Source organism: Caulobacter sp. S45, from assembly GCF_903642205.1.
GTDB lineage: Bacteria > Pseudomonadota > Alphaproteobacteria > Caulobacterales > Caulobacteraceae > CAHJWH01.
Genome location: NZ_CAHJWH010000003.1, coordinates 1 through 19,810 on the forward strand (window position 1 = coordinate 1; position 19,810 = coordinate 19,810).

Annotated in this window: 20 protein-coding genes; 13 read left to right on the forward strand and 7 right to left on the reverse strand. The window is 67.1% G+C overall.

The window, feature by feature from the left end:
• The 4 genes from HUV06_RS00655 to HUV06_RS00670 all read right to left on the reverse strand — a co-directional run.
• A partial coding sequence (locus HUV06_RS00655; RefSeq protein ID WP_217433576.1) for an aldehyde dehydrogenase family protein occupies positions 1-916 on the reverse strand: 916 nt, incomplete at its 3' end.
• Positions 917-943: 27 nt separating this feature from the next.
• Entirely contained in the window at positions 944-1,933 is a 990-nt protein-coding gene (locus HUV06_RS00660; protein ID WP_174299342.1) for an amidohydrolase family protein, read from the reverse strand.
• A 30-nt stretch (positions 1,934-1,963) separates the two neighbouring features.
• The gene (locus HUV06_RS00665) at positions 1,964-3,580 is read right to left on the reverse strand and encodes an NAD(P)/FAD-dependent oxidoreductase (RefSeq protein WP_174299343.1); all 1,617 of its coding nucleotides are present in this window, start codon (positions 3,578-3,580) and stop codon (positions 1,964-1,966) included.
• Positions 3,581-3,622: 42 nt separating this feature from the next.
• Positions 3,623-4,534: an NmrA family NAD(P)-binding protein gene (locus HUV06_RS00670; RefSeq protein ID WP_174299344.1), complete on the reverse strand. Its 912-nt coding sequence runs from the start codon at positions 4,532-4,534 to the stop codon at positions 3,623-3,625.
• An 83-nt stretch (positions 4,535-4,617) separates the two neighbouring features.
• Here HUV06_RS00670 and HUV06_RS00675 point away from each other — a divergent pair, with 83 nt between their 5' ends.
• Positions 4,618-5,520 carry a LysR family transcriptional regulator gene (locus tag HUV06_RS00675; RefSeq protein WP_174299345.1) on the forward strand — a complete coding sequence of 301 codons (903 nt, stop codon included), beginning with the start codon at positions 4,618-4,620 and terminating at the stop codon, positions 5,518-5,520.
• Positions 5,521-5,657: 137 nt separating this feature from the next.
• Here the strand turns inward: HUV06_RS00675 and HUV06_RS00680 are convergent, their stop codons facing one another.
• The 3 genes from HUV06_RS00680 to HUV06_RS00690 form a co-directional block, all read right to left on the reverse strand.
• On the reverse strand, positions 5,658-6,260 hold the full coding sequence (locus tag HUV06_RS00680; RefSeq protein WP_174299346.1) for a VOC family protein: 603 nt from the start codon (positions 6,258-6,260) through the stop codon (positions 5,658-5,660).
• 73 nt (positions 6,261-6,333) lie between these two features.
• Positions 6,334-7,482 (reverse strand): NAD(P)-dependent alcohol dehydrogenase, encoded by a 1,149-nt coding sequence (locus HUV06_RS00685; RefSeq protein ID WP_174299347.1) that lies wholly within the window; start codon positions 7,480-7,482, stop codon positions 6,334-6,336.
• Positions 7,483-7,619: 137 nt separating this feature from the next.
• Positions 7,620-8,327 (reverse strand): GntR family transcriptional regulator, encoded by a 708-nt coding sequence (locus HUV06_RS00690; protein ID WP_174299348.1) that lies wholly within the window; start codon positions 8,325-8,327, stop codon positions 7,620-7,622.
• Positions 8,328-8,411: 84 nt separating this feature from the next.
• On the opposite strand from HUV06_RS00690, the gene HUV06_RS00695 reads away from it, so the two are divergent.
• The 12 genes from HUV06_RS00695 (at position 8,412) to HUV06_RS00745 (ending at position 19,800) form a co-directional block, all read left to right on the forward strand.
• Positions 8,412-9,272 carry a fumarylacetoacetate hydrolase family protein gene (locus HUV06_RS00695; protein ID WP_174299349.1) on the forward strand — a complete coding sequence of 287 codons (861 nt, stop codon included), beginning with the start codon at positions 8,412-8,414 and terminating at the stop codon, positions 9,270-9,272.
• Positions 9,273-9,328: 56 nt separating this feature from the next.
• Positions 9,329-10,285 carry a VOC family protein gene (locus tag HUV06_RS00700; protein WP_174299350.1) on the forward strand — a complete coding sequence of 319 codons (957 nt, stop codon included), beginning with the start codon at positions 9,329-9,331 and terminating at the stop codon, positions 10,283-10,285.
• On the forward strand, positions 10,285-11,913 hold the full coding sequence (locus tag HUV06_RS00705; protein WP_174299351.1) for an FAD-dependent monooxygenase: 1,629 nt from the start codon (positions 10,285-10,287) through the stop codon (positions 11,911-11,913). The genes HUV06_RS00700 and HUV06_RS00705 overlap by 1 nt, the downstream gene beginning before the upstream one ends.
• 533 nt (positions 11,914-12,446) lie before the next feature.
• Positions 12,447-14,531 carry a TonB-dependent receptor gene (locus HUV06_RS00710; RefSeq protein WP_174299352.1) on the forward strand — a complete coding sequence of 695 codons (2,085 nt, stop codon included), beginning with the start codon at positions 12,447-12,449 and terminating at the stop codon, positions 14,529-14,531.
• A gap of 248 nt (positions 14,532-14,779) precedes the next feature.
• Positions 14,780-15,526, forward strand: coding sequence for a hypothetical protein (locus HUV06_RS00715; RefSeq protein WP_174299353.1), 747 nt, complete (start codon positions 14,780-14,782; stop codon positions 15,524-15,526).
• Between the two features lie 49 nt (positions 15,527-15,575).
• Complete coding sequence (locus tag HUV06_RS00720; RefSeq protein WP_174299354.1) at positions 15,576-15,965, forward strand: DUF6152 family protein; 390 nt, start codon at positions 15,576-15,578, stop codon at positions 15,963-15,965.
• 75 nt (positions 15,966-16,040) lie between these two features.
• The gene (locus HUV06_RS00725) at positions 16,041-16,667 is read left to right on the forward strand and encodes a nuclear transport factor 2 family protein (RefSeq protein ID WP_174299355.1); all 627 of its coding nucleotides are present in this window, start codon (positions 16,041-16,043) and stop codon (positions 16,665-16,667) included.
• Between the two features lie 119 nt (positions 16,668-16,786).
• Positions 16,787-17,401 (forward strand): VOC family protein, encoded by a 615-nt coding sequence (locus tag HUV06_RS00730; protein WP_174299356.1) that lies wholly within the window; start codon positions 16,787-16,789, stop codon positions 17,399-17,401.
• Between the two features lie 129 nt (positions 17,402-17,530).
• Positions 17,531-18,115: a cytochrome b gene (locus HUV06_RS16115; protein WP_254600804.1), complete on the forward strand. Its 585-nt coding sequence runs from the start codon at positions 17,531-17,533 to the stop codon at positions 18,113-18,115.
• Between the two features lie 10 nt (positions 18,116-18,125).
• On the forward strand, positions 18,126-18,689 hold the full coding sequence (locus HUV06_RS16120) for a YceI family protein (protein ID WP_254600805.1): 564 nt from the start codon (positions 18,126-18,128) through the stop codon (positions 18,687-18,689).
• Between the two features lie 64 nt (positions 18,690-18,753).
• Positions 18,754-19,257 (forward strand): DUF6644 family protein, encoded by a 504-nt coding sequence (locus HUV06_RS00740; RefSeq protein ID WP_174299357.1) that lies wholly within the window; start codon positions 18,754-18,756, stop codon positions 19,255-19,257.
• Positions 19,258-19,299: 42 nt separating this feature from the next.
• Entirely contained in the window at positions 19,300-19,800 is a 501-nt protein-coding gene (locus HUV06_RS00745; RefSeq protein WP_174299358.1) for a DUF6644 family protein, read from the forward strand.
• Positions 19,801-19,810 lie beyond the last annotated feature (10 nt).

The window sequence follows — 19,810 nt, forward strand, 5'->3', positions numbered from 1 at the left end:
CCGCCAGGCCGGCCTTCAGCCGGTCCGCGATGCCGCGCTGGACCAGGATGCGGCTGCCGGTCATGCAGAACTGGCCGGCGAAGACGGTGGAGGACTTCTCCAGCACCGGTAGCACCGCGTTCAGGTCCGCGTCGTCGAAGACGAGGTGCGGGGTCTTGCCGCCGAGCTCCAGGCCCACCCGCTTCAGGTGGACGGCGGCGGCCTGGGCGATCAGGCGGCCGGTGTGGGTGCTGCCGGTGAAGCTGATCACCGGCACATGCGGCGAGTCGACCAGCCAGCGCGCCCCCTCGGCGCCGGACTCGGTGAAGATGTTCACCACGCCGGGCGCGATCTCGGGGATGGCCCCGATGATCTCGCTGTGCAGGGCGGCGGTCTGGGCGGCCTGGGCCGGCATCTTCACCACCGCCGTGCAGCCGGCGGCGAGCGCGGGCGCCAGAGCGCGGATCATCAGATAGGCCGGCGAGTTCCACGGGATGATCAGGCCCGCCACGCCGACGGCCTGGCGCAAGGATAGCGACTGCTGGCCGGGCTTGGGATCGAAGGCCCGTCCATGGCTCTGGGTCGCCAGGCCCGAGGCGTAGCGGAGCGCACGGATGATGAAGGTGGCCTCGAAGGTCGCTTCCCCGCGGACCTTGCCGTTCTCCAGGCACAGGGTGTCTATTACCTCCTGAAGGCGCGCGGCGTAAGCGTCGGCCATGTGGCTGAGTGCTGCGGCGCGCAGCATGGGGTCGTGGGGCCAGGGCTCGGCGCGGAAGGCCTTGCGCGCGGCCTGGATCGCGCTCTCGGCGACCTCCCGGCCGCCCTCGGCGAAGGCGCCGATGACCTCGCCGGTGGCCGGGTTGACGCTCTGGCCCTCAAAGGCGTCGCCCACCCACTCGCCACCGATCCAGTGACGCACGTTGCGCTGCATACCCATGTTTTCTCTCCCTTATCCGTGCATGTTCTACGCCTTGCCGGCGTCCAGCTTGAACAGTTTCTGCGCGTTGGTACGGCCGATCTTGACCCGGTCGGCCTCGCTGATGCTGCAGGCGTCGAACCAGTCGGCGGCGTGGTCGATGTTCTCGAACGGCCAGTCGGTGGAGAACAGGATGCGGTCGGACCCGATCTCCAGCATGGCGTCGATCATCGTTTGGGTGCGGAAATTGCCCGAGGTGGTCAGATAGAAGTTGGCGTGGAAGTAGTCGGCCAGCGGCTTCTCGGCCGGATAGGCCGGCTTCAGCTTCATCCAGGCGTTGCGGTTGTCGATCCGCCACATGCTGTAGGGCAGGCCTTCGCCCATGTGGCCGAGGATGATCTGCAGCGACGGATGACGGTCGAACAGGCCCGACGCCATGAGCCTCAGCGCATGGACCGCCGTCTCCTGCCCGAAGGCCCAGGTGGGGCCCATCAGCCAGGGATGGCCGGCGTAGATGCGCGCGTCCTGGGGCAGCGGGTTTCTTGGATGCAGGTAGAAGGGGACGTCCGCCGCCTCCGCCGCCGCCCAGAAGCCTGCGTACCGCGGCAGGTCGTAGTAGACGGGCCCGTCCACGCCCGCGATCTCGGAGAAGCCGTTCACCAGGGCGCCGCGGAAGCCGAGGTCGCGCACGCAACGCTCCAACTCGCGGGCCGAGGCGTCCGGGTCCTGCAGGGGAAGGGCGGCGAGGCCCTGGAAGCGGTCCGGGCGCTTGGCGACCTCCTCGGCCAGGTAGTCGTTGGCCCTGCTGGCGAGGTCGACGGCGCGGGCCGGGTCGGCCACCGACTGCACCGCCGGAGCGTTCAGGGACAGGAGCATCAGTTCCATGCCATGCGCGTCCATGAGGCGAAGACGCCGCTCCTGGATGTCCAGGAGCCGCTCCCGCAGCTCCGGCCAGATCACGTCCGGCATCTGGCCTTTGGAGTCCTGGAGCGTCTCTTCGAGGGCGAAATGCTCCTCGAGCCCGATCTTGCCGTCCATTTGCGTCCGTTCTCTTCGATGGGGCCGCCGTCAGGTCGCCGAGGCGACGACCTGGTCGAGGCTGCGCCCCTGGTCCTTCAGAATGACTTCGGCGGCATTGCGGCCGGGAAGGCCGCTGATCCCGCCGCCGGGTGCGGTGCAATCGCCGGTCTGGTACAGTCCCGAGATCGGCAGCCGATAGGGGAAGAAGCCGCCCGCGCGCTTGTCGAAGCCATGCACGTTGCTCCGCCACATGGAGGCGTTGCCCCGCTCGATGTCGAGCGGGCTGACGATGTGGCGGGCCAGGACCTTGTCCGGCGTGAGGTTGGCCGTCAGCTTCATGTAGCGGGACATGACCGTGTCGGCGACCTGGTCCTTGATCTCGTCCCAGCGCGCCGGGCCGCCCTTCAGGTCGTAGGTGACATAACCCTGCACCTTCACCGAGCCGCAGCCGGGCGGGACCCGGGTGGGGTCGAAGGCGGATTGATGGCAGACCTGCAAAGGATAGTCCGCGAGGTGGAGTTCGCCTTCCGCCGCGTCCCGGTCTGGGACGAAGATGCTGGCGGGGTCCTCCATCGCCGCCGCCTCAGGCGTGAGCATCGTGCCGCCGGATGCCAGGGGGTAGCGCGGGGGCTCCGTCAGCGCGCAGTGGACGACGAACATCCCCAGCTCCGACTGCATCAGGTCCACCTGCTGGGTGAAGGCCTCGCCCCAGAGCGCGGCGGGGGCCATGGCGACCAGATGCTTGGGATGCAGGGTGGAGACCACCGCCGTCTCCGCGCGGAACCGGCGCCCGTCTGCGCACTCCACGCCCCGGCAGCGGCCGGCCTCAAGGATCAGGCCGGTCACAGGCATGCGCGTCAGGACCACGCCGCCGTGCGCCTTGATGTAGCGGCCGAGCGCGATCGCCAGCATGCCGGAGCCGCCCCTGGGGAACGGCCGCCCTTCGAGGTTGGCCATCATGGACAGGGACTGGCTCCCGGTTCCGAAGTCGCTCCCGGACACGCCGGAGAACCGGCCGCCCGCCAGGGCGGCCGCCTGCAGGTGCGGGCTGCGCCAGACCTGCCGCGCCGCGGCGTAGCCGCTCATCTGGCCGAGCGTCTTCATGTAGCTTGCGGCCAGCGCGTCGCCGGCCGCGGCGGCGCTCTTCAGGGCCGCCATCCGCCGGAAGGTCTCCGCGTCCGCCTTGGACACCTGCGCGATCGTCGCGGCGCTGCGCTCCAGGTCGCCCCTGAAGATGGTGAACGAGGCTCCGTCGCCGAAAGGGTAGTGCATCACCACGTCGGGACGCAGGATCTCGTAGCCATATTGTTCCAGGCGCAGTTCGTCATGCGAGACCAGGGGATTGCTGGCGATCAGGCCGTGAGTGGCGGAGCACCAGTCCTCCTTGAAGCCCGGCAGCAGCCGCTCGGTGGTCTTGCAGCCACCGCCGATCTCGGGCTGGCCTTCCACCACCAGGACGCGGTAGCCCGCCTTGGCGAGGTAGGCGGCGCAGATCAGGCTGTTGTGGCCCGCGCCTGCGACGACATAGTGGAAGCGGTCGGACGGGAGCGGGGGGCGGGGCGACGACGGGGGCGCCGCGACCGCTTCGCGGCCGAGTCCGGCCAGCAGCATCGGAGCGGCGACGGCCGCCTTCACGAGCTCACGGCGGTCCGGGAGACCCGTCATCTCAATCGCGGTCCTTGCCGACCAGGGTGAGGAACTCGACCGTCATCGGGCTGCGGCCTGGAAGCGGCCGTACTCCTTGCGAAGATACTCTTCGACCGTGGTCGGAGTCCGGCCCAGGAGCCAGGTCAGCACATTCGGGTTGCCCACGAAATCGGACTCCGAGTAGCAGGCGCCGATGGCGCGGAACACCTCGAACTCGTAGGGGAAGTCGGCGGAGGTGACGGTCCGGCCGGCGTCCAGCAGCGCCTGCATGGCGTGGTGCTTGCGGTGCTTGACCATGAACGCGTCGGCGCTCACTTCCTCCGCCCGGATCGGGCGGCCGGTGACCTTGGCGAAGCGGTCCGCGATCTCGTAGGCCGTGAGGCAATCGCCGGAGCTGAGCTCGTAGGTCGCGCCGTGATGGACGGCGCCCTCCAGGATCACCTTGGCGGCCACCTCGGCATAGTCGTCCAGCACGATCAGCGACTGGCGCCGGTCCAGCGACCACCACAGCCTGAACACCTCGGTCCTGAACACCGGATAGGACCAGGCCGGCAGCATGTAGTTGGTCGGCTGCAGTATGGTCCAGTTCAGGTCAGAGACGATGATGCGCTGCTCGATCGCCAGCTTGGAGCGGTGCTGGAGCAGCCGGTCCTCGATGGCGTGCAGGACGGAGCTGAACACCAGGTGCTTGACGCCCGCCCGTTCCGCCGCCTCGACCACCGCCAGGCCCATGGCCTCCTCGCGAGGGTGGAGCGAGGGCCCGATGTGGTAGACGGTCTCCACGCCCTCCATGGCGCGGGCGAGCACGGCGGGATCGCTGGCGTCGCCTTGCAGGGCCTCGGTGGCGCCCAGCGCCTTCAGCGCCTGCAGGTCGCCCGAGGCGCGAAGGGCGCGCACCGTCTTCCCGGCCTGCGCCAGCAACGGAATCAGACGTTGGCCCTGGTTCCCGTAGGCGGCTGTGACAAGGATCATGGCGATCTCCCGGCGTTCGGCTTAACGCCCGTTCCTGGCCTGGCCTATAAGGCGGAGAGGATACCTCCAATGCCGTCCAAGCTATGATCCCCGAACGCCTCGACGCCGTCAGCCTGCGTCTCCTGAGGCTGTTCGAAGCCGTCTATCGGACCCGCAACATCTCGCGCGCCGCAGACGAGCTGCGGACCAGCCAGCCAAGCGTGAGCCTGAGCCTCGGACGGCTGCGGCGGACCTTCGACGATCCCCTGTTCGTGCGGGTGGGCTCCAACATGCAGCCGACCTCCAGGGCGGAGGACTTGATCCGGGCCGTGCGCGACGTGCTGCGGATCGCGGGCGATCATTTCGTCGAACGCGCGGTGTTCGACCCGCAGACCTCGGATCGTCGCTTCGTCCTGCACATGGCCGACCCGGCCCAGACCATCCTGATGCCCCACCTGATCGCGCGGGTCTCCCGTCTCGCGCCCCGCGTACGCCTGCGTGTCCGGGAGATCGCAGAGGACAGCCAGTCCATGCTCTCGGACGGCGCGGTCGACCTGATCGTCGGCTATCTGGCTCCGGAGGCCGACGACCTCAGGCAATACAAGATCCACGACGAGCACTATGTGTGCATCGCGCGTGTAGACCACCCGCGGATACGCGACGCCCTGAGCCTGGAGCGCTTCAAGTCCGAGTCCCACATCGTGACCGCGATCGCAGGCACCGGGCACACCCATGTCGAACCGGGGTTTGGCCAGCTCAGGGCCGAAGCGAACATCGCGCTGGAGGTCTCTAGCTACTTCGCCGTCGGCGTGACGGTCGCCCAGACCGACCTGATCGCCGTCGTCCCGTCCAGGCTCGCCGCCCAGCTCGCCGCCGAGGGGCAGGTCAAGGTCTATGAACTGCCCGTCACCAGCCCGACCTTCCAGGTGCGCCAGTACTGGCATAGCCGCAACCACAACGATGCGGGCAATCAATGGATTCGAACCTTGCTGACCAAGATTAACTGAGTCCATTAGAACTGGGAGATGTCCTCGAGCGCCGTCGTCTCAGTGTCGATGTTCTCGAAGCAGGAGGCGTCGTCGAGCGCGTCCTTATGCGGCTCGATCTTGCGGCGCCCCCCGAGCCCGCCGCGCCGCCGCCGAGGTCACAGCCCGCGCAGTACGGCGTCCGGCTCAGGCAGCCCGATGTTGGGGATCACATCCGGCTTATAGTCACCCTGCCGGATGTCGCGGCTGAGCGTTTCGAAGTCTGTTCCGGCCTTGTGCGCCTGAAGCACCTTCTCCGCGTCGAAGAAGGAGCCGATCGAATTGGTCCGGAAATCCTCCGACACCTGCATCCACCGGGTGGACTTGGCCCAATCGCCGAAATTGTCGACCTGCAACTCGACGAAGTTCCGGTCAGGATCGCGATAGTAGAGCGAGATGGTGATGCCGTGGTGGAGGCAGAAGGCCGGCTTGATGTTCTCTCCGGCCATTCGCGAATATGATTCCATAAGCGCGTCGAGACTTTCGTACTCGAAGGCGCTGTGGTGCATGCAATTATGCTGAAATTTGTCCGGATCCTCCACGATCCCCGGGACCGACAGGAAGGCCACCCTGTGGTTGGCGGCGTCGTTGGTGGTCCAGGCGTTGTGCTCGTCCTGGAAAGTGACGGTGACCCCGACGACCTTGCCGTACCAGTCGACCATTTCCTGCAGCCGGCTGGTCCTGAAGGTGACGTGGTGAAGGCTGGGCTTAATTATCGGCATTGCTAGGAGTCTTTCTAGAGGTCGCTTTCGCGCGTGGGCAGTGGGCCGGCTTGATGACCGGCCGCTCCGCGGATCAGGACATGTGCAGGACGGGCTTGATGGCCTGACCCTTGGAGGACGCCGCGGCGGCGTCGTTGATCTCGGAGAAGGCGAAGCTGGTCACCAGACGCTCCACGGGCAGGCGTCCGCGGCGATGCAGCTCGATCAGGCGGGGGATGAAGGTGTGCGGGTTGGCGTCGCCCTGGTTGGTGCCGACGAGGCGCAGGCCCTTGGAAACAAGCTCGATCAGGTCCACGCCGGCCCGCGCCAGGTCCGCGGGCACGCCCACGACCACGCAAATCCCGCTTGCGCGGAGGCTGGAGATGGCGGCCTGGAGGGACGAGGCGACGCCGCTGGTCTCGATGGCTCCGTTCAGGCCCGCGCCCTGCGTAAGGCGCGCCATCTCCTCGGCGACGTCGACGTTGCGGGCGTTGATCGTCTCGGTGGCGCCGAGCTCGCGGGCGAGTTCGAGCCGGGAGTCGTGGATGTCCACCGCAATGATCTGCGCCGCGCCGGTGAGCTTCAGCCCCATGACCGCCGACAGCCCCACCGCCCCGGCCCCGAACACCGCCACCCGGTCGCCCGGGGCCGGTTGGAGCACCAAGGTGGCTGCGCCCACGCCGGTCATCACGCCGCACCCGAGCGGGGCGAGCACCGCGGCGGGGAGGTCCTCCGGCACGGGGATGACAGCGCGGGCCTTGGTCAGCAGGTGGCGCGAGAAGGCGGACTGGCCGAAGAAATGGCCGTGCAGGTGAGCGCCTTCGCCGGTCAGTTCGCCGGCCAGGGTGTCGGACCCGTCGCCCCGAGCGCCCCCGAATAGGTTCAGCCGCGGCCAGTCCTGGCAATAGACAGGCGCCCCGCCGAGGCATTGGGGGCAGTGTCCGCAGGAGGCTGAGCTGACGACCACCCGCTGGCCGACCCGCACCGTCTCCACCCCCGAGCCCACTTCCAGGATGCGTCCCAGGCCCTCGTGACCCAGGACGCCGGGCAGCGGGAAGGGCATCTCGCCCGCGCTGGCCGCGAGGTCGGCGTGGCAGACGCCGCAGGCCTCCACCTCCACCACCACCTCGTCGGGCCGCGGCGGGGAGAGCGTAACCGGGCTGAGCACGAACGGCGCGCCGGGACTTCGGACGACCGCCGCTTCAGTGCTGCGGCCCGAAGGGGAGGGGAGCGCCGCGTCCATACCGTTCATCCTTCGCCCGGGTCACTGGCAACTATAATTCTAGGTGATCTGCTTGTGCTCGACCACGGCGTCCAGTGAGGCGAGACCGCAGAGCCGACGACGAAATAGCCTCGCCGTTGTCCTCACCGGCAGCGGGGTCAGGCGATCACGGCCGCCGAAGCGCGCGAGGCGCTGACGATCTTCAAGGTCGTGGTGCGCAGGTGCGCGCACATCAGCTCGACGAGCCGATCCGCATTCCGATCCAGGGCGGCGTCGACCAGCCCCTGGTGTTCCGCATCGATGTCACGTTCGCCTTCCACATAGATGGAGAGCCCCCGGTAGCGTTCGCTCTGCTGGTACAGCTGCGCGATGATGTCCAGGAGCCGGCGGTTGCCGCAGGCGCTGACCAGCGCTGCGTGGAAGGCGGCGTGGCGATCGACCCACTCCGAGGTCAGCGTCCGCTCGGGGTCCGAAAGCATCTTGCTGCGGCGGAGCCGGTGGGCGGCGGCCAGCACCTGGGCCTCCCATCCCTCGTCCCCGAGCGTCACCGAGCGCCTGAGTCCGATCGCCTCCATCTCGCAGCGAAGGTCGGTGAGATCTTCCAGATCCTGGATAGAGAGCGGCGCGACCACAAAGCCCTTCTGGTCGCGCGAGACCACCAGCTGTTCGGGCACAAGTCTCGAGAGCGCCTCCCGCACCGCCCCTGGACTGACGTCCAGCGCCGCGGCGAGATCGGTGATCTTCAGCCGTTCGCCGGGCGCATAGCGCCCGCCCAGGAGGTCGCGACGAATGCGGGCGTAGGCCAGACTGGTCTGGCTGCGCGGTCCAAGCGGCTCAGAGTTCGTAGACTCGACAAGGCTCAGCATAAGATATTTATTGCCTCAGGAAAGTTGAAATGGCAAGGGCGCGGCGACAGCGCTCGGCGCTCGCGGCGCTGTTGGAGACCCTGCATGAGATTGCTGCGATTTGGAGAAGCGGCCGCGCCTCGGCTCGGCGCGATGAGGGATGGCCGCGTCGTCGCACTGGATGCACTGAAGGCGAGCTATCCAACCATGTACTCAATAGCTGCCGGCGGTCCGCAGGCGCTGCGGGCGGTCGGCGAAGCGGTATCGGCGGCCTCCGAGACCCTGGAACTGGACGGGCTGCGCCTGCTGGCGCCCATCGAGCGTCCGGGCAAGTACTTGGCCATCGGCATGAACTACCAGAAACATGTCGAGGAATCCCGGCGCATCGGCGTCGAGGCGCCCAAGCAGCAGCTCTGGTTCAACAAGCAGACCACCTGCCTGGCGGGGCCCTACGACAACATCGATCCGGGCGTGACCGAGAAGCTCGACTATGAGGTCGAACTCGGCGTGGTGATCGGCGAGCCTGCGAAGGGCGTCTCGGAGGCCGACGCGCCCAAGCACGTGTTCGGCTACTTCGTCGCCAATGATGTGTCCGCGAGGGACTGGCAGTTCCATTCTCCAACCTTCACCCTAGGCAAGTCCTTCGACACGCACGGTCCGATCGGCCCCTGGATCGTCACGGCCGACGAGGTCGTCGACCCGCACAGGCTAAAGCTCCAGTGCCTGGTCAACGGCCAGGTCCGCCAGGAGAGCGAGACCTCCCAGATGATCTTCAACATCTGGAAGCAGATCAGCTATCTGTCCACGGCCTTCACCTTGGAGACCGGAGACCTGATCGCCACCGGAACGCCGGAGGGCGTGGGCGTGGGGATGCAGCCGCCCTGCTTCCTCCAGCCGGGCGATGTGGTCCGCTGCGAGGTTGAAGACCTGGGCTTTATCGAGAACAAGGTCGTGAGGCCGGCTTGAGGCCCGTGCGCCTGCACGGACCCCTGAGCCGGTAAAATTGTGCAAGCGAGGTCGTCATGCCTGTCCTGTCCGCCCTCTCCGTCACCCTTGAAGTCCCCGAGCTCGAGCCCGGCCTGAAGTTCTACACCGACGCCGGGCTGGAGGCCGCCAGCGATGGCTCCGCAGCCCGCCTGCGCTGTCCGGGCCAGGAGCGGGACTCCATCGTGCTGATCGGCGGAGCGGAGAGGAAGCGGCTGCACCACATTGCGCTTCGCGCCGACCGTCTGGAAGAGATCGCCGAACGCGTTCCCGCTGCGGGCGGCAAGGTGGTGGCGCCGCCGGAGGGTTTCTCGGACAATGGCCTGTGGGTGGAGGATCCCCACGGGATGCTGATCCATCTCCAGGACCATCCGGCCGATCCCGAACTCGCCGAAGCCCCGGCCTTCGAGGTCAACGGACCCGGGCGGGTGGTGAGGAAGCGCCGCTCCGCCATGCTGCCGTCCGCCGCCTATCAGCCGGCCAGGCCGCTCCGGCTCGGCCATATCCTGGTGTTCTCCCCCGATGTGGCGAAGAGCGTGGCCTTCATGACCGAGGCCCTGGGCATGGGCCTCGCGGACCGGGCGCAGGACGTGATCGCCTTCTGCTGCGCACGGAAGGATAGCGATCACCACGTGGTCGCCTTCGCCAAGTCGCCGGCGGTCGGCTTCCACCACGCGAGCTTCCAGGTCGGCGACCCCGACGAGGTCGGCCGCGGCGGCCGGGCCTTGGTGGAGAAGACCCGGGAGGCCGCGATGAACGGCGACTGGGGCTTCGGCCGCCACACTATTGGGTCGAATTTCTTTCACTATATCCAAGACCCTTGGGGCTCCTGGTTCGAATATTTTTCGGACATGGACCACATCGATGATTACTCGCTCTGGACTCCCACCAACTACGACATGTCCGACAGCTTGGCGAACTGGGGCCCTGCGGTGCCCGAAGACTTCGTGCACAACTATGAGGCGGACCCGATCCGCGAGACCAGGGCCGCCTGATGCCTGTGGACGTCGACGTTCTGGTGATCGGGGCAGGCCCGGCGGGCCTGGCCATGGCGATAGAACTCGGGAGCCGGGGCGTCAGAGTGCTTCTGGCCGAGCGCAACGTGCGCGGGGGCGCCGCACCCCGGGCCAAGACCACCAACGTGCGAACCCGCACCCATCTCAGGCGGTGGGGTGTTGCGGACACATTGGCCGACGCCTCGCCGCTCGGGACCGACTATCCCAACGACATCCGCTTCGTCACACGACTGGCGGGATACCCGCTGGCGCACTTCAGCGACGCCTTCAACGCCGCCCCCAAGCGCAGCGACCTCTACCCCGAGCACGCGCAGTGGGTCCCACAGTACACCTTGGAGCGGGTGCTGCTCGACCACGTTCGCACCTTGCCCTCGGTCGAGGTCTGCTTCGGCCTCGGCTTCGTCTCGGCCACCCAGGAAGAGGATGCGATGGTCTCCCGCCTGGCGTCGGAGGGCGGGGAGCGCCAGGTGCGCTCCCGATACCTCGTCGGCGCTGACGGGGCGCGGAGCGCGGTGCGTGAGCTGATCGGCGCGCGGATGGAAGGCCGATACGGCATCACCCGCAACTACAACATCGTGTTCCGCGCGCCGGGGCTGGCCGAGGCCCATGCGCAGGGGCCGGCTGTTCAGTACTGGCAGGTCAATTCCGACGGCGCCAGCCTGATCGGCCCGATGGACTCGGGCGATATCTGGTTCTTCATGCCGACGGGCATGAAGGAGGGCGAGACCCTGTCGAACGCCGACGCGGCGGCCGCCATCGCGCGGGCCACGGGCATCGACCTGCCCTATGAGGTCCTGAGCACCGACGAGTGGATGGCCAGCCGCCTCCTGGCCGACCGTTACAGCAAAGGTCCGGTCTACCTCGTCGGCGACGCCTGCCACCTCCATCCGCCCTTCGGCGGCTACGGCATGAACATGGGTATCGCCGACTCCGTCGACCTCGGCTGGAAGATGGCGGCGACCCTGCAGGGCTGGGGTGGCCAGACGCTGCTCGACAGCTATGAGGCCGAGCGCCGAGCCGTCCATGAGATCGTCATGGAGGAAGCGGTGGCCAACAACGCCCTGCTCGGCGGGCAGCTCTATCAGGAAGGGCTGGAGCATGACACGCCGGACGGGGAGGCGCTCAGGCGCGAGACCGGCGAGCGTATCCTCGCCGCCAAGTCGCGGGAGTTCTTCACGCTCGGCACCGTGCTAGGCCTCGGTTACGAAGACTCTCCCGTAATCGCTTCGGATGGCACGCCCGCACCGTCCCGCGACGGCAAGGTTTATACGCCCAGCGCGCGGCCCGGCTCGCTTGCGCCTCACGCGTGGCTCTCCGACGGACGCTCGCTCTATGACCTGTTCGGCCCGGGCCTGGCGCTCGTCGCCGCGCCGGAGGCCTCATCACAGGATATCGCCCGGGCCGAGGCGGAGGCGCGCGAGGCCGGCGCGCGCCTGCGCGTCGTACGCCCCGAAGGCGTGCCGGTGCGGGAGCTTTACGGGGCGGCGCTGACGCTGGTCCGGCCCGACCAGTACGTCGCCTGGAGGGGCATGCGTTGGTCGCCCGACACCCTGCGCCACACGCTAGGCTTTCAGCCGGCGCGCGAGATGGTCAGCGGGGCGGCCTAGCAAACACAACAACCGGCGGCTCTGCGGGCGTTGGCGACGTCTCCCTCGCTCGAGATACCCGACCGTGCGCGCTTTGCGTCGTCCATTACTCTTCAACATCTGGGCGACTTGAAGGGCAGGCTGCACGCTGCTGCGGCATTGCAGCCACATGTCGGGTTTCAGCCCCAATGCAACGATCCTCAGCTTGACGAGGAGAGTTTTTTCTCGATCATAGACGAAGAGCCTGGAAAAAACACAGGTGGAGGTGACTGCGCCTAGCGGCGCCTCAATCTAGATATTAGGGGGGATGCGTGCGACCAAACGCTCTGCTGGCTTGCGCTTCAATTATTGCTCTGTCCTGGGCGACAGCCGCGTCGGCGCAGACCGGCCAACCGGCCGCCGCCTCGTCCGGAGCGTCGTCGTCGTCCGTCTCCACGGGTACGGGCGACCAATCCCCCCCGCCTGCGGGCGCTCCGAACGGGACTGGCCCGTCGGCGGGTAGCGCTCCGTCGCTTGCTGCACCAGCGCCCGACGTCGCGCAACTGCAGGAGGTTGTGGTCACCGCGGAAAAGCGGGAGAGCACCGCGCAGAAGACGGCGGCTTCGCTGGACGTGGTCAGCAGCGACACGCTCGCCAAGCAGAACATCGTGCAGATCCAGGACCTGAACGCGGTCCTTCCCAGCGTCCAGCTGTTGCCCTTCGTCAATTCGATCCAGGTCGCCATTCGAGGCGTCGAGTCGAACTTCATTGATCCACGAGCCGATCCCGCCGTGTCTGTGAGCGTCAACGGTCTTTTCTTCGACCGCCCGTTGCCTACCGGCTTCGCCTTCCTGGACGTGTCCCGTGTCGAAGACTTGAATGGTCCGCAGGGCACTCTCTACGGCCGCAACGCGGTCGGCGGCGCGCTGAACATCATCACCAACCAGCCGACCAACAAGTTTGGGGGCTCGGTGACCGCTGAGGGCGGCAACTTCGCGCAGAACAACTTCACCGGCGTCCTCAACGTGCCGCTGACCGACACCCTGGCCGTGCGGCTGGCCTATGGGCGTGATCGGCGCGACGGCTATCTAGGCGACTATTACGACGACGAAAATTCCGACGTCGCCCGCGCTTCCGTGCGCTGGCGGCCGACCGACAAGCTGACGCTCTATGGTGAAGCCGACTACCTGCACCAGGGCGGTCACGGCTCGGTCCAGGAGTCCTATCCCTGCACCGGCTCCCAGGCCTGGTCGCTCACCGTGCCGGGAACGTCGGCCTACATACCGGGCGTCACGAAGCCGACAGGCTGCACTGACTTCGGAGGCGGGCAGATCGCGACCGGCGGCAGCACGGACACGTTCGACGAAGCCTACCAGGGCCACGTGGATTATGACTTTGGCTGGATGACGGCGACGTCGATCACCGGCTTCGTGGGCACCCACCAGCGGTTCTTCGACCTGCCGAACGCCGTCGTCAACCTCAACAGCACGCGCTCCAACGACTACGACTACTCGGAGGAAATCCGGTTCGCCGGTCACGATCAGGCCACACATGCCGGAGGGCTCGCCTGGCAGGCGGGTGGCTTCTTCTTTGACAGTACGGGAAATTACTTCGAGACCACGCAGCTGGCCTATGATAATCCGATCTTAGGACCGCGGCTCGGCTCGACCAAGGTCACTTATACCGGCCTCCCGCAATCCTCCGAGGCTGGGTTCGTTCAGGCGACCTACGGGATCACCGACCGGCTGCGGCTGACGGGCGGCGTCCGCTACACCAGAGACCACAAGGGCGTGCAACAACCCGGCCTCGCCAAGCTGCAGCAGGACGAGTACCACACCACCTACAAGGGCGGCGCGGAGTACGATCTGGCTCACGGCAAGCTGCTCTACGCCAACATCTCCAGCGGCTACGTGGCTGGCGGCCCCGACGGCGGCAGCCCGACCCTGCCGACGCCGGCGAACCGGGCCCCTGTCTTCTTCCTGCCGGAGACGATCACAGCCTATGAATTCGGTTCCAAGAATCGATTCCTTGGCAACCGGCTGCAGCTCAACGGCGACTTCTACTACTACACCTTCCACAATCTACAGATTACCGAGCCCGCCACTTACAACACCGCTGCCGCGGGCAGCAACCTCTCCGTCTTGAACGCGGGAGGCCTGTCGACCTACGGCCTTGAGTTCAACGGCCAGTTCGCCCTGACGCCCGTCGACCACCTCTCGGCGTCGCTGACCCTGGCGCACGGGACCTATGACGGGGCGACGTTCGCGGAAACGCCCGCCGGAACGCCGACCACGACGAGCATCCCCGCGGGCCAGAAGCTGGTCAACCTGCCGCTCGTGTCGGCCTTGCTGGGCTATGATCACACCTGGCGCATCACCGAGGGCCAAGCCCTGACTGCGAGCGTCAACACCAAGATCTCGTCTTCCTACCCGCTGGAGTTCGGCACTCCGATCATCGCCGCGTATGACACCCAGTCGACTTACGTGATGACCGACGCCAGCCTGAACTACAGCTTCCAGGACAACAAGTACCTGCTCCGGATGTACGTCAAGAACATCGAGAACCAGCCCGTGAACATCTACGGGGAGACGGGCGGCAACCACGCTTACGGCATCTTGGCGCCACGCACCTACGGCGGCAGCGTGACGGTGAACTTCTAAGATCGAGCGCTTCGGCATCTCGCCCTTCGACGGGCGGGTGTAAGCCTTGAGGAGGTGGGTGCGATCGTATATTTCTGTCTGATAGGCAGTTTTAATCTCAAAACGCCGATGCCGCCCCTGCCAGGCGGCGACCGGCGCATCTTGAGGGGCGAGGCTGCACGGCTTGAGAACAGGCCATGGTTTTTGAAGGCTCTTGCATGAACTCGCACCTGGGTAGGGCTGGCGCATCGCGTGTCGGCCGATCGTTGATGTACGGCGTCCTGGCCACCATTCTTGTGGGCGCGGTTGGGATGCAGGCCCTCGCGCAGCCGCCGGCGCCCCGTCCGCCCGAGCACCTCAGCTGGTATGGCGACCCCTCCGCGCCGGACATCAGCGGCGTGTGGGTGCGCCAGCCGTCGACCGGCTCGGCTTCGAAGGAGGGCTGGATGCCGTGGCCGCCCCCGCTAAAGCCCGCTTTCGCGGCCAAGTGGACGGCGCGCGTGGAGGAGGCGAAGGCCGGGACCCGGACCGATGATCCCATCCAGGCCTGCCTGCCCCCGGGCATGCCTCGTTTCATGACCGGGGCCAAGGGGCCGCTTCTGATCCTGCAGACGCCCGGGCGCGTCATGATGTACCGCGATGGAGACCCCGTGCGGCGGATATGGCTGGACGGCCATCCGTTCCCGGACGCCAAGGACCTCGAGAGCTTCTCCAACGGCAACGCCCGAGGCCGCTATGACGGCCGGGATCTGGTCACCGAGGTCGTCGGCATAAAGGACCAGCCGATCGACGGCACGGGGGTTCCTCGCAGCGACGACCTGAAGATCACCGAGCGCTACCACCGGGTCGACGCCGGCACGCTCCGCGTGGAGGTCACCCTGACCGATCCCACCGCCTACGACCGGCCCATGACCGACACCGTCATTTACAAAGCTTTGAACGACCCGTCATGGGAGCCGAAGGAATTCATCTGTACGCCCAAGACGAACTACGATCCGGATGCCTACATCCACTGAACAAGAACAGGCCGCCGGCTACGTCGTGGCGCGGAGGCGGGAGACGCAGATGAACCGCAAGACTATCCTGGGCCTGATTGCGGCGGCGGCGCTGGTTCCGATGCCCGCCTTCGCCCACCACTCCTACGCGATGTTCGACCACACTAAGGAGGTCACGCTGAAGGACGCCACGGTGGTGAGCTGGGAGTGGACCAGTCCGCATACCTGGCTCTATCTCCTGGTGCCGAACGGGACCAAGGATCCGACCAAGTACAGCGTGGAGGGCGGCAATCCGGGACTTCTCCGCCGGCTGGGCTTCAGCAAGGGCTCGATGTCGCCCGGCGACAAGGTGACCGTCTACATTTCGCCGCTGAAGAGCGGTGACAAGGGCGGGGCCCTCAACGCCGTCCAGCTCGGGAGCGGCCAGCTCCTCGGCGAGCGTACGAGACTGATCCAGTAGGCCCCGGATCACCGCCACGCCTCCAGCCTCTCTCGAGGTGGGTCTCTCAGCCATGACGGAATGCAACGGACGTTCATGAACGACAGCCAGCTTGAAGACCGTCAGCTCATTCGCGAGCTTATCGAGGCGTGGGTGATCTGGCGGGACGGCGGCGACTTCGAGCGGCTGGCGAGCCTTTGGCGGCCCGACGGCTTCATCATGACCACCTGGTGCGAGGCGACGGCGTCCGAGTTCGTCGAGCGGAGCCGCCGCGTCTGGGAGGCCGGCGGCCAGGTCTTCCATAGCGTCAACGGCGCGCACGTGGAGGTGAAGGGCGAGCGGGCCATCGCGCTGACCAAGATGCAGATCATCCAGCGGGCGCCCCTCCACGGCGTCATGGTGGACGTGACCTGCCGGGGCCGCTTCTGCGACGCCTTCGAAAAGCAGGACGGCCGCTGGGGCCTGCTGTCGCGCCAAGCCGTCTACGAGGGCGACACCCTGGCGCCGCTCGATCTGGGGGCGGAGGTGAAGCTCGATCCCGATCTGCTCTCCACCTTCCCGCAGGGCTATCGCCATCTGGGCTACCTGCAGACCCTGGCGGGCCACCCGGTGAACAAGAACCTGCCCGGCGCTCGCGAGGCCGTCGAACTCGTTCAACGCTTGCGCGCCTGGCTGGGTGGCGGCGAGCGGGCGCTGATCCGCTCGGCGGCGGCCACCACCTGAGGCCTGTGTGAAGAGGCGTTGGCGGCGGGTCAGGGCGTCCCGGTCGCGACCGCCGCAGAATCATTGTCGCCAGGCCAATGAAGATCGGCTAGAAAATAGACGATCATTGGGAAAGTACCATGAGTGAGCCCATCAGCGGAGCAGCCCCAAGCGACTGCTCCCGCTTCAAGATCAGCGAGACGATCTTGAAGACGGGTCAGCTGGAGGTGATGAAGCCCTGGTATGAGACGGTGCTCGGGGTCGCTCCCTTCTTCGAGCACGCTCCCTCCAAGACCGCGAGGCCCGGCGACTTCGGGGGCCAGACCCGGGCGTCTGATCTTCGGATGTGTTTCTTCCGGCTTTCGGCGGCCTATCCCTATACCCAGGTCATCGGCCTGTTCGAGGAGCCGGGCACCGCCACCGCCGCCGCCAGGGGTGCGCCAGGGCTTCATCACATGCAGCTGATGACGGAGAACGTCGCTGAACTGATCGCCAAGTACGACTCATTTGCCGAGGCCGGCCTGCATCCCCACCGCAGCGCCAACCATGGCCCGTTCACCAGCTTCTATTACCGCGATCCGGACGGCAACAACGTGGAGCTGACGACGCAGAACTTTCCGACCTTCGAAGCCATGACCGAGTTCATGCGCTCCCCCGGCTTCAAGGCCAACCCCTCGGGCGTGGAGCTCAATCCGGAGGCGTTCGTGGGTCGCTTCAAGAGCGGCGTGAGCGTCGAGGAGCTGGTGCGGATCTGAGGACGCGCGGCTTCGACAGGCGGGCTTGGGCGGTCAGGATGCAGTGTCCTCTGGAGGGTGGCTTTGCAGAGCTCGGCTGATCGTCTTCCTCAGGGATCCTTCGGCGGCCCGCATCTGGCGGAGCGGGACTTGGCCGCCAGCCTTCAGAGGGCGCGCTACACTCACGTCGCCATGGCCTTCCACTGGCTGATCGCCGCCCTCATCCTGCTGAACCTGGTGCTGGGCTTTCGCATGGCCTTCCTGAAGGGCCTGGCGCAGTTCAACATCTTCCAGCTGCACAAGTCGGTAGGCGTCACCATCCTGCTGCTCAGCCTGGGCCGGCTGGCCTGGCGGCTGATCAACCCGCCGCCGCCCGAGCCCGCGGGCCTGCAGCCCTGGGAGAAGGCGGCCGCCTTGGCGGTGCACTGGGCCTTCTACGTCATCATGATCGGCATGCCGCTGACGGGCTGGCTGGTCGTCTCCACCAGCCCCTACAACCTGCCGACGCTCCTCTACCATCTGGTTCCCTGGCCGCACCTGCCTGTGGTGCATGACCTGGCCGCGCCGCAGAAGGCCGCCGTCAACCACCTGTCGGGAACCGCGCACGTCGTCCTGGCCTGGAGCACCGTGACGCTCCTGGCGCTGCACGTGGGCGCGGTGGTCAAGCACCAGTTCCTGGACGGCCATCCCGTGCTCGGCCGCATGACGCCGGGCTCAGGCGCGCCGCTCGATTGAGAAAGGTCCCATGATGCGTCTCGCCCTCGCCGCCGCTCTCGTCCTCTTCGCCGCTCCTGCGGTCGCGGCGCCCGTTCCCACCTGGACGGTGGACAAAGGCGCCTCCCGCATCGGCTTCCAGGGGGCGATGAACGGTCAGACGTTCACCGGCGGGTTCAGCCGCTGGGATGCGAAGATCGCCTTCGACCCCGGCAATCTCGCCGCTTCCAAGGTCACCGCCGTGATCGACACGGGCTCCGCCAAGAGCGGCGACCAGACCCGTGACGAGGCCCTGCCGACGGAGGACTGGTTCTCGGTCAAGCTCTTCCCGCGCGCCACCTTCGTCAGCCGCAAGATCGCCGCTGCGGGTCCGGGCCGCTACGTCGCCCAGGGCGACCTGACGATCCGCAACGCCACCCACCCGGTGACGCTGCCCTTCACGCTCGCCATCGCCGGCGACACGGCGAAGATGTCGGGCTCTCTGCCGCTCGACCGCAGCGCCTTCGGCGTCGGCCAGGGCCAGTTCAAGACGGGCGACACGGTGGCGCTCAAGGTCCAGGTCGACATCGCCGTCACCGCCAGGCGGGCGCATTGACGGCGAGGGAAGTTCCGATGGCCTGCGTACCCCTTACGACAATCCGGTAGCCGGACCCCAGCTCATGGCCCTTTCTCTCCATCATTTCTGCGAGTGGCTGGCCAGCACGCCGGTCAGCAACACCATCCAGAACGTGGCGTGGATCATCCCGCTGACCCAGACGGTGCACATCATCTGCATCGCCCTACTGCTCGCCTCCGCCGCCATGCTGGACCTGCGCCTGTTCGGCATCGCCGGCCGCAGCGACAGCGTGGCCGGGACCGCCAAGCGGCTTCTCCCCTGGATATGGGGGACCCTGCCGATCCTGCTCCTGACCGGGGCGATCCTGACGGTGGCCGAGCCTTCCCGCGAGTTGGAGAACTCGACCTTCGTCAAGAAGATGATCCTCATCCTCGTCGCCATCGGGGTTACAGCCGCCCTTCAGCTCGCCCTCAAGCGCGACCCGGCCTTCTGGGACGCGACGCCCGCGCGCGCCCGCTGGGCCAAGGTGCTGGCGCTGGCCTCGCTCGCTCTGTTCGTCGCCATCGTCTTCGCCGGGCGGCTGATCGCCTACACCGACCACCCTTGATGCGGCCCGGCTCAGCCTCGTCCCGCCCGCCGAAAGACCCCGATGTCGATCCAGACCCTGCTCGAAGGTCTCCAGAGCACGCCCGTGGGGACCGCCATCCGCGAGAGCGGCTGGATGTTCCCGATCATCGAATGCGTGCACGTCCTGGCCATCACCTTCGTGGTGGGCACCATCGCCATGGTGGACCTGCGGCTGCTGGGTTTCACCTCGCGCGGGCGCGCCGTGACGCGCCTGACGACCGAGATTCTGCCCTGGACCTGGGGCGGCTTCGTGGTCGCGGTGATCACCGGCAGCCTGCTGTTTTCCTCCGCGGCGCTGAAGTATTTCAACAACACGCCGTTCCGCCTCAAGATGGTGCTACTGGTCCTTGCTGGGGCGAACATGGTGATCTTCCACGCGGTGACCGAACGCAGCATCCATCACTGGGACGAACACCCCTCGCCGCCCATGGTCGCCAAGGTGACGGGCGCCCTGTCGCTGCTGTTCTGGTGCGGGGTGATCGCCGCGGGCCGCTGGATCGGCTTTACCGACTCCGGCTTCTGAGGCCCGGCGG

Excerpts from the sequence above, each read along its gene's own strand:
- HUV06_RS00660 (WP_174299342.1), bottom strand. The coding sequence starts at position 1,933 with ATGGACGGCAAGATCGGGCTCGAGGAGCATTTCGCCCTCGAAGAGACG.
- HUV06_RS00705 (WP_174299351.1), top strand. The coding sequence starts at position 10,285 with ATGCCTGTGGACGTCGACGTTCTGGTGATCGGGGCAGGCCCGGCGGGC.
- HUV06_RS00695 (WP_174299349.1), top strand. The coding sequence starts at position 8,412 with ATGAGATTGCTGCGATTTGGAGAAGCGGCCGCGCCTCGGCTCGGCGCG.
- HUV06_RS00730 (WP_174299356.1), top strand. The coding sequence starts at position 16,787 with ATGAGTGAGCCCATCAGCGGAGCAGCCCCAAGCGACTGCTCCCGCTTC.
- HUV06_RS00685 (WP_174299347.1), bottom strand. The coding sequence starts at position 7,482 with ATGGACGCGGCGCTCCCCTCCCCTTCGGGCCGCAGCACTGAAGCGGCG.
- HUV06_RS00680 (WP_174299346.1), bottom strand. The coding sequence starts at position 6,260 with ATGCCGATAATTAAGCCCAGCCTTCACCACGTCACCTTCAGGACCAGC.
- HUV06_RS16120 (WP_254600805.1), top strand. The coding sequence starts at position 18,126 with ATGATGCGTCTCGCCCTCGCCGCCGCTCTCGTCCTCTTCGCCGCTCCT.
- HUV06_RS00700 (WP_174299350.1), top strand. The coding sequence starts at position 9,329 with ATGCCTGTCCTGTCCGCCCTCTCCGTCACCCTTGAAGTCCCCGAGCTC.
- HUV06_RS00715 (WP_174299353.1), top strand. The coding sequence starts at position 14,780 with ATGTACGGCGTCCTGGCCACCATTCTTGTGGGCGCGGTTGGGATGCAG.
- HUV06_RS00675 (WP_174299345.1), top strand. The coding sequence starts at position 4,618 with ATGATCCCCGAACGCCTCGACGCCGTCAGCCTGCGTCTCCTGAGGCTG.
- HUV06_RS00720 (WP_174299354.1), top strand. The coding sequence starts at position 15,576 with ATGAACCGCAAGACTATCCTGGGCCTGATTGCGGCGGCGGCGCTGGTT.
- HUV06_RS00745 (WP_174299358.1), top strand. The coding sequence starts at position 19,300 with ATGTCGATCCAGACCCTGCTCGAAGGTCTCCAGAGCACGCCCGTGGGG.
- HUV06_RS00725 (WP_174299355.1), top strand. The coding sequence starts at position 16,041 with ATGAACGACAGCCAGCTTGAAGACCGTCAGCTCATTCGCGAGCTTATC.
- HUV06_RS00670 (WP_174299344.1), bottom strand. The coding sequence starts at position 4,534 with ATGATCCTTGTCACAGCCGCCTACGGGAACCAGGGCCAACGTCTGATT.
- HUV06_RS00740 (WP_174299357.1), top strand. The coding sequence starts at position 18,754 with ATGGCCCTTTCTCTCCATCATTTCTGCGAGTGGCTGGCCAGCACGCCG.
- HUV06_RS00690 (WP_174299348.1), bottom strand. The coding sequence starts at position 8,327 with ATGCTGAGCCTTGTCGAGTCTACGAACTCTGAGCCGCTTGGACCGCGC.
- HUV06_RS00665 (WP_174299343.1), bottom strand. The coding sequence starts at position 3,580 with ATGACGGGTCTCCCGGACCGCCGTGAGCTCGTGAAGGCGGCCGTCGCC.